13 protein-coding genes are annotated in these 13094 nt (G+C 42.4%); 2 read left to right on the top strand and 11 right to left on the bottom strand.

The genetic code is table 11. The annotated features are described in order from the left end of the window. Positions 1-2 precede the first annotated feature (2 nt). The 8 genes from AC6I2O_RS18275 to AC6I2O_RS18240 form a co-directional block, all read right to left on the bottom strand. On the bottom strand, positions 3-806 hold the full coding sequence (locus tag AC6I2O_RS18275; RefSeq protein WP_120391585.1) for a glycosyltransferase family A protein: 804 nt from the start codon (positions 804-806) through the stop codon (positions 3-5). Between the two features lies 1 nt (position 807). After that, entirely contained in the window at positions 808-1218 is a 411-nt protein-coding gene (locus AC6I2O_RS18270; RefSeq protein ID WP_497743428.1) for a DUF2304 domain-containing protein, read from the bottom strand. Then, the gene (locus AC6I2O_RS18265) at positions 1218-1922 is read right to left on the bottom strand and encodes a glycosyltransferase family 2 protein (protein WP_120391583.1); all 705 of its coding nucleotides are present in this window, start codon (positions 1920-1922) and stop codon (positions 1218-1220) included. Before AC6I2O_RS18265 ends, AC6I2O_RS18270 begins: the two co-directional genes overlap by 1 nt. A gap of 588 nt (positions 1923-2510) precedes the next feature. Continuing rightward, a complete protein-coding gene (rfbC, locus tag AC6I2O_RS18260; protein WP_120391691.1) occupies positions 2511-3119 on the bottom strand; it encodes a dTDP-4-dehydrorhamnose 3,5-epimerase in 609 nt (202 codons plus the stop codon). Between the two features lie 19 nt (positions 3120-3138). Further along, entirely contained in the window at positions 3139-4164 is a 1026-nt protein-coding gene (gene rfbB, locus AC6I2O_RS18255; protein ID WP_120391582.1) for a dTDP-glucose 4,6-dehydratase, read from the bottom strand. 409 nt (positions 4165-4573) lie between these two features. Beyond that, positions 4574-5737 carry an ABC transporter permease gene (locus AC6I2O_RS18250; protein ID WP_497743427.1) on the bottom strand — a complete coding sequence of 388 codons (1164 nt, stop codon included), beginning with the start codon at positions 5735-5737 and terminating at the stop codon, positions 4574-4576. Then, positions 5724-6830 carry an ABC transporter permease gene (locus AC6I2O_RS18245; RefSeq protein ID WP_497743426.1) on the bottom strand — a complete coding sequence of 369 codons (1107 nt, stop codon included), beginning with the start codon at positions 6828-6830 and terminating at the stop codon, positions 5724-5726. The genes AC6I2O_RS18250 and AC6I2O_RS18245 overlap by 14 nt, the downstream gene beginning before the upstream one ends. Positions 6831-6892: 62 nt before the next feature. After that, on the bottom strand, positions 6893-7828 hold the full coding sequence (locus tag AC6I2O_RS18240) for an ABC transporter ATP-binding protein (RefSeq protein WP_120391579.1): 936 nt from the start codon (positions 7826-7828) through the stop codon (positions 6893-6895). A 264-nt stretch (positions 7829-8092) separates the two neighbouring features. On the opposite strand from AC6I2O_RS18240, the gene AC6I2O_RS18235 reads away from it, so the two are divergent. Both AC6I2O_RS18235 and AC6I2O_RS18230 read left to right on the top strand, forming a co-directional pair. Next, a complete protein-coding gene (locus AC6I2O_RS18235; protein ID WP_497743425.1) occupies positions 8093-9247 on the top strand; it encodes a sensor histidine kinase in 1155 nt (384 codons plus the stop codon). A 69-nt stretch (positions 9248-9316) separates the two neighbouring features. After that, entirely contained in the window at positions 9317-9937 is a 621-nt protein-coding gene (locus AC6I2O_RS18230) for a response regulator (RefSeq protein ID WP_120391577.1), read from the top strand. A gap of 42 nt (positions 9938-9979) precedes the next feature. Here AC6I2O_RS18230 and glgD read toward each other — a convergent pair whose 3' ends face one another. The 3 genes from glgD to AC6I2O_RS18215 all read right to left on the bottom strand — a co-directional run bounded on the left by glgD (position 9980) and on the right by AC6I2O_RS18215 (position 13066). After that, on the bottom strand, positions 9980-11122 hold the full coding sequence (glgD, locus tag AC6I2O_RS18225; protein WP_120391576.1) for a glucose-1-phosphate adenylyltransferase subunit GlgD: 1143 nt from the start codon (positions 11120-11122) through the stop codon (positions 9980-9982). Further along, complete coding sequence (locus AC6I2O_RS18220) at positions 11116-12324, bottom strand: glucose-1-phosphate adenylyltransferase (protein ID WP_120391575.1); 1209 nt, start codon at positions 12322-12324, stop codon at positions 11116-11118. The genes glgD and AC6I2O_RS18220 overlap by 7 nt, the downstream gene beginning before the upstream one ends. Positions 12325-12556: 232 nt before the next feature. Continuing rightward, a complete protein-coding gene (locus AC6I2O_RS18215) occupies positions 12557-13066 on the bottom strand; it encodes a ferritin (protein ID WP_497743424.1) in 510 nt (169 codons plus the stop codon). Positions 13067-13094 lie beyond the last annotated feature (28 nt).

Raw genomic sequence — 13094 nt, 5'->3', positions numbered from 1 at the left:
ATTTATTTAAGTTGATTTGATTTTTCATTTATTCTGTAAAACAATTCGATAAATTCAGCAATTGGATCTGGCCAAAATTTTCGATACATGTAAATATCTTCTTCCCTTCTAGCTGCCTGTGCAAGCAACTCAGATGTAGTAGACCCTTCGTGTATTCGATGCTGCATCAACTGTTCCGGCAAATATACAAATGCTCCACGCTCTTTTGAAAGTTTCTCCCACGCCTGCCAATCAATATTGCTTTTCATGTTGTTTTCAAATAGAGGCTCGGAAATCCTATTTTTTACCACCGCCACAGATGGACAACAGATAGCTGAGCCCATTGACAATATCCTTCTTCTGACAAATTTACTCTTTCTGCATAATTTCCATCTGAGCGGAAAGAGTAATATTCTTTTCACACGTAGAAGCCGGTTGCTTTTTACATTCTGCCCGCTCCGCAATTCGCTATAATCCGTAAACAATATAATAGCATCCTTATTCTCCTGAAAAGCCTTTACAATATTATCCGTATATCTTTCCTGATATATATCATCTTGATGGGCCAATGTAACCAAGTCTGTGCTCGGCAATCCCAATGCAAAATTCCAGTCACCAGCCAAACCTTTTTCCCCATGATTTACTACAACAGGAAGAGAGTACTTCTTGGCTAATGCATATATGTTATCATTGGGAGTAGATGTCGCAATCATGATCTCACTTTTTAGTTTCTGGCCTTGTAATGACTGGATACATTCCTCTAAATATGGACTTTTCCCGTATGCACAAATCACAAATGCATGGCTAATTTTACATTGTATATCCATACTATTCTACCTGACTTACCTTTTCAGTTTCTATCTTTATAAATTCATCTTTATTTATTTCTTTCCTAGCCAGCTTTTGCTCTGCTGAATGGGTACGAAGTGCCAGCTCTGCTGATAATACTGCAATTTTATCCTCTAGTTGTGAAACTATAATAGACAATGTAAATATTTTCTCAACCAATAAAAAAATCACAATAACAAAAATTAAATTTGCCGGGGATATAACGCCTAATATACTGCTTAGCCTATAAGATATTTCCGGAAAAAGAGCCAGTACAAGCAAAATTGCTGCAAAAAAAGTCCAGAATATTGCATCCTCCATTTTCACCCTGAATTTTCTGATGTTCCGCAATATCCAAACCACGGTAGTAACTGCTGCTGCAATTAATATAACCTGAAGAGTAAACGACATCAGTTTGCCTCCTTTACGCGAATTCTCACCCATTGAAAAATCAGGATAGAAAACAGCATTTTCATCATATACCAAACAGAACTTTTAAAATTCAGGTAGCTGACTCCTGCAATTCGATCATGCATATTTACCTGCACTTCCTCTATTCTAACACCACAGTTTAACAAATATGCCAACGTATCCGGCTCCGGGCTATAATGCATATCATATCCAAATCTCTTAATCATCTTTTTGTTAAACAGACGCATTCCCGATGTAACATCTCCAATATATTTTCCTCCAGTTGTAATCCAGATTGCCGCTGTCAACATCTGGCTTCCAAACATCCGAAACGTAAATGGCTTTTTCTTTATTTTAAACCTCGATCCAATTACAATATCACATCCTGTCTCTTGCATCTTTGCCTGCATATCAGCAATATACTTCGGATCGTGTTGCCCATCTCCGTCCAGCTGAACCACATAATCGTAGCCATAATAATTTGCATACCGCATGCCGCTGCGAATAGCCCCTGATAGTCCTACATTGACAGGCAAATCAAGTAAATTATAATCTTTTTTTGCGCAGATCTTTCTTGTGGTATCGGTAGAGCCGTCATTAATAATCACATAATCATAATCAAGATAGTTTTCAATCAAATTATCTACGACACGCTCTATATTTTCGGCCTCATTATATGCAGGAATAAGTATCAGTATTTTCACCGTTTCCCCCCTAGTAGATCGTATATTAATTAGCTAGACCAATAGTATACCTACTGAAATCGACCATTTTGTATTGCCAGCGATAGACAACCAGAACCTCATTTACTTCATCAAAATACTTGTAGAGGCGATAAATAAGGTACTGCTTTGTCGATACTCTGATACTTTTGAGCATTTATCGTGTCATCTTTCCAAAAAAGCCTTCGATCATGTTTAAACATGATCCATGCTTTAGTGTAAATACAAAAACAAAACGTCCTGGTATTATATCAAGAAAAACCTTTATCTTTTTACTTGTATGAACAGAATGACTATCCAGTATAATTTCTGTTCATATCGCCTTCCCGATATTTTTTATTCAGAATTTTGAGGAAATCTATGAAGTCATCTAATGTATGCTTTTCTCTCACTAGAAATCATAGATATTGGCCTATTTATTTGTTTTATATTGTACTAGTAGCCTACTTCAAAAATAAAATTGATTATATCATCCTCCTGACGAAGGCAAGTACAGTACTGTGTATATACCTAGCTAATAAAAGGAGCAATGCATGCAAAACACGCTCTGCTCCTTCGGGTTTCTAAAAATCAAAAACTGAATGTTTCTTTCAGCCCTTTCCAATTTTGATCTTTGTCACTCATCACAAGCGTCGTTCCATCTTCCAGCTGATATCCATCGCTCAATGCCGTTCCATTATATGCACCTTTGAGTCCTGGCCAGATAATACCTATCTCTGGATCATTCCATGCCAACCCACTTTCATCTCCCGGGTGGTAAAAGTCTGTACATTTATAGCAAAATTCAGCCACATCGCTCAAAACAAGGAACCCATGTGCAAATCCTTGAGGTATATAAAACTGTTTTTTATTCTGCTCTGACAGCTCTATTCCAAACCATTTTCCATAAGTACTTGAACTGCGTCTAAGATCAACCGCAACATCAAAAACGGTTCCTTTAATGACCCTCACTAATTTCCCCTGAGGATAATTTTTTTGAAAATGGAGCCCACGCAGCACCCCTTTGGCCGAACTGGACTGGTTATCCTGCACAAAAGCCATATCAAATCCCGCCTTATACATGTCCTGTTGATTATATGTTTCCATAAAATATCCACGGCTATCCCCATGCACTGACGGCTCAATCGTGCATAAACCTTCTATTCCACCCACATTTTTCTCTACTTTAATCTGTCCCATATCTGCGCCCTTTCTGAAATTATCTATTCTCATACATTTCTTTATAATAGTTCTTATATTCACCGGAAATGATCGTTTTCCACCACTCCTGGTGTTCAAGATACCACTGTATTGTCTTTTTTATCCCATCTTCAAATTTAGTTTCTGGCAGCCAGCCCAGTTCACTGTGGATTTTTGTCGCATCAATTGCATAGCGCATATCGTGCCCCTTTCTGTCTGTCACATAAGTAATCAGGCTCTCCGGCTTATTTAAAGCCCTGCAAATAATTCTCACTATATCAATATTTCTCATCTCATTATGACCGCCAACATTATACACTTCACCTACACGTCCTTTATGAATTACGAGGTCAATTGCTTTACAGTGATCCTCTACATAAAGCCAGTCACGTATATTCTCTCCGTTTCCGTAAACTGGAAGAGGCTTATCATCTAAAGCATTTGCTATCATCAATGGAATCAGTTTTTCTGGAAAATGATATGGCCCATAATTATTAGAACAACGCGTGATAGATACAGGCAAACCATATGTCCGGTAATATGCCAACACTAACAAATCTGCTGCTGCCTTGCTAGAAGAATACGGACTTGAAGTATGGATCGGGGTTTCTTCTGTGAAAAACAAATCCGGTCTGTCTAATGGCAAATCCCCGTACACTTCATCCGTTGACACCTGATGGTAACGCTCAATACCATATTTTCGGCAAGCATCCATTAACACCGCTGTTCCCTTTATATTAGTGTCAAGAAAAACTTCCGGATTTTCAATCGACCGATCTACATGGCTTTCAGCTGCAAAATTTACAACAATATCAGGTTGTTCTTCCTCAAACAACCTATAAACCGACTTTCTATCAGTAATACTTTCTCTTACAAATCTAAATCTAGAATTCTCAATAATCGAAGTTAATGTTGACATATTCCCGGCATATGTCAAACAGTCCAGACATACAATACGATAATCCAGATATTTTTTCAGCATATGAAATATAAAATTACTTCCAATAAACCCGGCTCCTCCTGTTACAATAACTGTTCTATTCATTCTGACATCTCCCACTGTATATTATTTAGTACAAAGTTTCCCAATTGTATTACCCAAAATAAAATATGCTTCATTTTAACATTTTTCTATGCATATTTCAACCTTCCTGTTAATCTTCTAACAAGTGTACCGATATACTCATACATAAGTATTCCGGAAAGATTTAAATTTAGTAGCTTTTGCATATATACCCGCAACTCACTTATAAAATTTAAGGCGCATCCCTACGGACACGCCTCACTCATCATTCGTATATAACCAACTCATCCTCTGTACACAAGGCCCTGTCACCACCAAGCGACAAAATTCTCATTCGTACACTTATTATTATACAAATTTCGTCATTTTTGTCAAGCAAAAAATCCTCAAAATAACACAAAATCCTTCAAGAATTTTCTTCAAACGCACATCATTCTTTCTCCTGAAGCTGTCTCTGCCTGATCGCCATCGTCACTGCGATGCACGCGGCTGCGAACACCACCTGTATCGCAATCCCAAGCCAGACGCTTTTTATCTGTTCTGCATCAAGCACGCCGTAGTCCCCCAGCAGTCCATTTGTTTTGGAATACCAGTATGTGGGCAGAAAACGGGACACCTTCCCCATCTTTTCTCCCAGCATTTCGATTGGAACAAAAATTCCTCCCAGGAAACAAAGCCCAAGTGAAATCACATTTGCCATTCCATTCAACACCGTCGGCGTATTGGATACAGTTCCGGTCAGGTACGCAAGGGACAGGGACACCAGCATAAACACAATGCTGTTCAGCAGGTAATATCCTGTATGGTTTCCGCCAAAAACACCGCCTCGATACAGGAAGGTCTGAATGACCATGCAAATCCCCCAAATAACGGCCCCCAGCACGGCAAACGAAATGAGCGCGGCAAGGTTCTGCTTCAAAAAAGGAACAGAGGAACTCTGCATACGGCGCCGGATATCTTTCTTTTTCAGCTCCATAATTACAATACTGAGCGACATAATTGCTGCTCCCAGAAATGCATAGGGCATGTAAGCAAAGTAATAATTATAGTCTTCCCTGATTCCAGCGTTTCCGTTTTTATCCACAAGCTCTACATTCACAGGAATAGTTGCAAGCGCCACAGCTTCCTGACATGCTTCTTCTGGTGAAAATCCCCCGGCTAAAGCTGTCCGGATCTCATTCAGGAATGCATTCACCTGAGCTTCCACATAATAAGCTGCAATGGTTCCCGGTACTGTAATACTCTGTACTGCCTGTTCGCCTGCCTGCAGTTTTTCCAATGCTTTATCCTGTACAATCAGAACATATTTTACATTGCCATAGTACAGCTCTTCCTGAATCACCTGCTCATCGTCTGCAATCGTGACCAGATCATGCTGCAGCCCAAGTACCTCCTGAAGCGTCTCAGACAATATACCGCCGCCCCGGTCAACCACTGCCACATCCAGCTTCATCGCAGAAAATCCTTCTGTCATTCCCGTATGTCGGAATGACGCCTGTATCGCTACTGCAATTCCGGCAAAAATGCCGATATACATCAGAATCGCAGCAAAATTCCGCCGGATGATCAGAAAATATACTTTAAAGACTGTCATACCGTTCCCTCCTCAATTTTCCAAAGCTGGCCAGCACAAGTACTGCCGTAAATACAGCCAAAAGAATCAGGCTTCTTCCGTATCTTGCCGGATTTTCATAAATGGAAATGCTGTAAAATGCATCCGAGATCAGCGCCGCCGGATTCAGTCTGTTCACAATCGGACAGACATGTTCAATAATATCCTTCATATTTCCCATCATCATACCAGCCAGAAAACTCATAAGCAGCGAGCTTCCTACCAGAAGGCCTGTTTTTGCTCCCTCTCCCATACGCAGACTTCCTATAAAAATGCCGTATGCCACGCCAGTCATACTTCCCAGAATACAAATCGGAAGAAGCATCGGCCATTTTGGTCCAAACGAAATATGCAGAACAAAACGCATATACAAAAGCAACAGACAGATATTGATAAACTGTACTGCAAACACCGAAAGCATTTCACTGATAACCATGTGTAACCGGTGCAGCGGTATAATACTGCGTCTTGCTGCCAGAGCCGACTGATCAGCGCGCAGCTGCATTGCCGCCGTTACACCTGGAAACGCACCAAACAGACAGGCCATACCGACCAGGGCAAAAAAGTATGTGATGGAACCATCCATTGTTCGCCCTCCGGTACTCACCGGCTCCACCAGCTCTTTGTAATCCGTCAGAGAACCGATTGCTCCCAGCAATCCGATAGGATTTGAATCCCTGATATCCTCCATAAGTTTCTGATTCTGGAGATACGTCTGTAAAAGCGTTCCAAGAATACTCTCATTCATCTGTGCGCTGCTTACAGTCAGAGAAGGCTCTGTCTTTGCGAAAAAAATGCCGCTTACCTTTCCCGTCTCCAGCGCTTTCCGTGCTTCTTCCTCATCCATCCATTCTGCTTCCAGCATCTCGCCGTCCATCTCGTTCAAAAAAGTTTCAAAAGCTATATTTTCCCCATGGACACACGCAACCGGAATCGCTTTCATATTGTCGATCGTGCTGGACCCAAAGGTCGCATAAAACAACGTTGCCATAATAATCGGAAAAATCAATGCCCAGAACAGATCGTCCCACCTGCGCAGAATTTGCAACAGATTATACTTATATAAATGTTTCACGATTTTCCTCCTGCTAATTTCTAAATTCATTTCTGATAATTCCAGAATATCATTCCTGAAAATCAATCCCTAAGTTCCTTTCCTGTAATTTCCAGAAATACGTCGTTCAGTGTCGGTAATTCTGAGAACACACGGCCAAATGGCACTTCTTCCTGCTGCAAATAATTCAGAACGCGGATCAAGTTATGCTTTGCACTCGTACATTTGATCACAAGCCGGCTTTCTTCCTGCTTATAGTCAGTCTGAAATACATGCGGAAGAGCGCGAATCGCCTCGATCTGCCCGTCTGTAAGCATAACCCCCTCAATGCAGATCGTCTCTCCAGTCTTAATCATCTGCTTCAATTCTTCTTTCGTTCCGGAAGCAATGCACCTGCCATGGTCCATAATAACTATCCTTGTACAGATCTGCTCCACCTCTTCCATATAGTGCGAGGTATAGATAATGGTCGAACCCTTTTTATTCAGTGCGACAATCCCCTCCAAAATTTTATTGCGGCTCTGCGGGTCTACCGCTACCGTCGGTTCATCCAGGATAATCAAACGCGGCTGATGTGCGATTCCGCAGGCAATATTCAATCTCCTTAAAAGTCCACCGGAAAGCTTTCTCGGAAGCATCTTCCGATAATCCTCCAGACCGACAAATGCAATCGCCTCTTCCACCAGCTCTCGCCTCTTCTGTTTTTCTTTTACATAAAGGCCACAGAAATAATCAATATTTTCATACACGGACATCTGTTCAAAAACAGCCACATTCTGCGGAACAATCCCAATCTGACGCTTCTGCTCATAACTGTCCGGATGCATCGGCTCCCCGAAAACAGTAATCTCTCCTTTGTCATATTTCAGCAGAGCAAGCAGACAGTTAATCGCCGTTGTCTTACCCGACCCATTCGGGCCAAGCAGACCAAATATTTCTCCCTCTGTAATATCCAGATTCAGATGATCCAGAGCAAGCACTTCCCCATATCGCTTTACCAGATTTTCTATATGAATCATATTGATTCCTCCCTTTCTTTCTAAACAAACATACCTGCCGCAAGCAAAACAGGTTATTTTCTCTATTTCGATATCACCATTATAGTCAGAAACTACATCAAAATGAAGTGTCAGATGTGTAATCCGGATATGACAAATGTCACTTCATTTGACTTTCTAAAATGCATATGCTACGATTAAAACAATTTTTGAAACCGAACACACCATGGCAATCTGTTTTTATGATCTATCCGTTTTTTGATCATAAACACGAGAGGGAATCTTATGATGAACGCGCTACTCGACAAAATCATTCTGCTTCTTTGCTGCATTCCCGGACTGTATTTCACCAATACCGCACCAGTTGCCGTCTGCGCCTTCTGGACTGCTTTGGCAATCAGCGCTCTATCCTACGCTCTGTCCGGCAATATCTTCTGCCGGATGCTCAGACTGCTCTATATCATAACAGTGTTTGCAGTTCCTGAATTTATGATTTTTCTTCCTCTGACTGCCTATGATTGTGCCGCTGAGAACTACGAAAAATGGATCGCTGCAGCTTTGTCGGCCGCTTCTCTTCTATTTCATTACTTTTCCGGTAGCTTTGAAACTCTGTTTTCTCCTGAATTTCCGGGCTTTATTCTTTTTTACTGTGTCGTCATCGGCTGCGTTCTTGCTGTGTTAATGCACAAAAAAACAGCCTCCTACGAAAGGCTGCACCAAAAATTTTATAAAATGCGGGACGACGATGCGGAACTTGCCCTGCTGCTCGAAGAACGCAATCAATCACTGCTCGAAAAACAAAATAATGAGGTTTACACAGCTACCTTGCGGGAACGCAACCGCATTGCCCGCGAAATTCACGATAACGTCGGCCATATGATTACTCGCTCTATTCTGATGGTGGGTGCTTTAAAAACAGTACAAAAAGAACCCTCCTTGCTGGAACCCCTTTCCGCTCTCCATACCACGTTGAATCAGGCCATGGACAGCATCCGAAAAAGTGTCCACGATCTGCACGACAGCTCCATAAACCTAAATGATTCGCTGGAATCGCTCATCCGTGATTTCACATTCTGTCCTGTCACGTTGCAGTATGACGTACAGTCTGCCCTGCCCAGCGACGTCAAATACAGCCTGATCTCCATTGTAAAAGAAGCGCTTGTAAACATCGCCCGGCACAGCAATGCCACACAGGCCTCCTTAAACATCATAGAACATCCGGGCTTCTACCAGTTCACTTTGCACGATAATGGAACCAAAATCTCCGGGCTTCCCTGCCTTGCACCAGAGATTTCCAAAGCATCATCTGAGTTTACTTCTTCCGGCATCGGACTTTCCAATATCCGTGCCCGTGTAAAAGCATTCGACGGACATTTGAATATTGACTGGAAAGAAGGTTTCCGCATTTATATCACAATACCGAAAAATCAGGCTCGATAAGACGGCCTGTGTAATCTTTTCGAACAGATTTCATTCCATTTATTCAAAAGGAAAGGTTGGTTTGCTGTTATGAATATTCTCCTTGTTGACGACGATCTTCTCGTCACTACTGCACTGAAAATTATTCTGGAATCCGATCCGGAGCTGCATATCGTTGATACCGCATCTTCCGGTAAGGAAGCCATTGCACTTTTTGAAAAGCACCTGCCGGATGTTCTTCTTATGGATATCCGTATGAAAGATATGACCGGCCTCGATGCTGCGAGAATCATTCTTGAGCACCATGCAAACGCACGTATTCTGATGCTCACTACTTTTTCCGATGACGAATACATCATAAAAGCTTTGCGCATCGGTACCTGCGGCTATCTTCTCAAACAGGATTACGAACATATCATACCAGCCCTCAAGGCGGTCCAAAACGGGCAGACCGTATTCGGCAGTGAAATCACGCAGCGCATCCCGGAACTTCTCCTGCGCAGAGATGCCTTTGACTATGAAAAATACGATATTTCTGACAAAGAACTGGATATTATCCGTGGCGTTGCACAGGGCCTCAGCAACCGTGAGATCGCTGAAGCCCTGTACCTCGGTGAAGGAACCGTTCGCAATTATTTAAGTACCATTCTTACAAAACTGAATCTGCGTGACCGCACCCAACTTGCCGTATTTTATCTGAACCACAAATAACAGCCTGCCTTGTAATATGCTTCATTCTCCTGTACAGCATTCCTATACGGTATGGTTCTTTGCAATAAACAGTGGGAATGTATCTGCTCCCTTCATCTCTTTGCCTGCACTTACTTTTACATTTTTGTCTGCAATCAGATATTCAATCGAAGCACCCGATTCCACGACTGTATCCTGCATCAGGATACAGTTCTTTACTTTCGCACCTTTGGCGATCTGCACACCACGGAACAAAATGCTGTTTTCCACTTCTCCCTCAATCACACAACCATCTGCTACCATCACATTGCTGACTTTTGCCCCGTCAACATATCTGGTCGGATTGTCGTCACGGATCTTTGTATAAATCGGAGCGCCTGAAAACAGCGCATCCAGATTGTAATCATCAAGAAGCTTCATATTCTCATCAAAGTAACTCTTAATGCCGGAGATTCTTGCCATGTAACCTTCATATTTATAAGCCTGTACATTAAGCTTGCTGAGCTGTGTCAGCAGCACATCGCGGTTAAAATGCTCCTGTCCGCGAACAAAGGCTGTATTTACCATATCTATCAGCAGTTCACGGTCAATCACATAGATATTCATAGAGAAATTCTGAACGCCTTTTTCTGTCGGATTTACATAAATCTTTGTAATCCGGCCGTCCTGAATATTAAACGTATAATAAAAGCCCTTGCTGTGATCAAGCGTTCGTCTCAGGCTCTCCGGAATCTCCTCCTCTTTATATGCAATGCTGACATCCGCGCCCGTCTCAATATGATGGCGGATCATGTCATTGAAATCAAAATTCACCGCAATGCTCGAATCTGCCATCACCACATACGGTTCTTTCTGCTCCCGCAAAAAACCAAGAAGGCTTGCCAGCGCACTAATACGACCGTTATAGCGCTTCGACGCACGCTCAGAATACGGAGGAAATATGTTCAGACCACCGTTTTTCCGCACCAGATCCCACTCACGACCGGAGCCAAGATGGTCCATCAGAGAATGGTAGTTATTGTTTACCATAACAGAAATATTGTCAATTCCACAGTTCGACATACTCGATAAAATAAAATCGATCATACGGTAACGGCTTGCAAAAGGTATGGATGCCATCATCCGCACATTGACCAGCTCCGGAACAAGCGGGTCATAATTGTTTGGAAAAATAATGCCAAGCGCACTAGAATTTGATTTTACCATTGTTCTCCACCGCCTTCTACATTTTTATCTACCATTGCATTTGGACCGATTTTTGCATTCTCACCGATCACAACGCCAGGACCGACTGTGGCAACACCACATGCATCCCCTTCTGGCATCGCGCCGACCACGGCATTCTCACCGATTACAACATTCTCCGCAAGAATACAGTGTTTTACAATCGCCCCTGCCTTAATCTCAGATCCGCCCATAATCACGGCATCCTCAATGATAGCGCCAGCCTCTACCTTTACGCCTGCAAACAAGACAGAATGCTTTACCGTTCCTGCCACGCGGCAACCGTCTGTGATCATGGAATCTTCAACAACTGCTCCGGCGTTTATTTTGTGGCCGGTCATACCGCTGTTCCGGCTGTAAATCTTCCAGTTTTCATCGAACAGATTGATACCGCTGTGCTCCGGGTCAAGGACTTCCATATTTGCTTCCCACAAAGAGGCAATGGTTCCCACATCCTTCCAGTAGCCGCTGAAATGGTATGCATACATTTTTCTGTTATCGCGAAGCAGATTCGGGATGATATTGTTTCCAAAATCATTTTCAGACTGTGGATCAAGCTCGTCCTCTGTCAGATACTTTTTCAGGATGTCCCAGTTAAAAATATAGATTCCCATGGAAGCCAGGTTCGACTTTGGATTCTTCGGCTTCTCCTGAAATTCGGTAATGCGGTCATCCTCATCTGCCACCATCAAACCGAAACGCGGAGCCTCCTCCCACGGAACTTCCATAACTGCAACGCTGAACTCCGCATTTTTTTCTTTATGAAATTTCAGAAAATCGCTGTAATCCTGCTTGCAGATCTGATCACCGGAAAGAATGATCACATACTTCGGATCGTAACGTTCAATAAAATCCAGATTCTGATATATTGCATTTGCCGTTCCTTTGTACCAGTCAGAGCCGGTCGCCCGCTGATACGGCGGCAAAACATGAACACCTCCATAAAGCCGGTCAAGATCCCACGGCTGGCCATTTCCGATATACTCGTTTAAGACGAGCGGCTGATATTGCGTAAGAATACCTACGGTATCGATACCGGAATTCACGCAGTTCGAAAGCGGAAAATCAATAATACGGTACTTTCCACCAAATGGAACCGCTGGTTTTGCAAGCCTCTGAGTCAGTGCATACAGACGAGAACCCTGACCCCCAGCCAGAAGCATTGCAATCATTTCTTTAGCCATAATACTTCCTCCTGTTTTAAAATGCTTATGTTGAAATTATACACTATGTTTTTAAAAATGGGTAGTGTTTTTGTGCAGATTTTTGAAATTTTTTTGTAAAATCTGGGAGACAATCCTCGACAGATTCAACAAAAAAACGAGACTGTTATACAAGAAATCCGCCAGTGCGACGGTTTCCTGCAAACAGCCTCAGTAAAAACCTGAAAAACAGGTAATGTTTATTTCATTCGTTTTATAACACAAGGGATGGTGCTGAGTATATGCGTGCTTTCAGTTCACTGTTCAGCATATAAAGCCCCTTTGCATCTGTTCCGAACAGTTCCATCTTTGTTATCATATCAGAAGCGTTCTTTTCTTCCTCTCCCTGCTCTTTTACAAACCAGTCGAGAAGCTGCATGGTCCGGAAATCATGCGCTTCATGCGCTGCAGCATAGATCGTATGTATCAATTCCGTCACATATTTTTCATGAGCCAGTCCCGCTTTAAGCGGCGCCATATGATCGGTAAGTTCGCAGTCCGGCTTTGCAATCGCCTCAAATGTCACTTTCTGTCCATTATTCTGCAAATACTGATAAAACAGCATTGCATGATCCCGCTCTTCCTGCGCCTGCACCTTGTACCAGTTCTCAAATCCATCGAGTCCTGCCCCTGCGTAATAATTTGCAAATTCCAGATACAGATATGCAGAATAAAATTCTTTATTAATCTGTTCATTAATAAGCGCTGATACTTTTTCGTTCACGTTCCTGAACCTCCTTCATCGGATGTAA

The organism is Blautia sp. St.27G3, from assembly GCF_059728505.1.
Note: the sequence above shows the minus strand (reverse complement) of the source record. Positions and strands in the feature narration are given on the sequence as shown.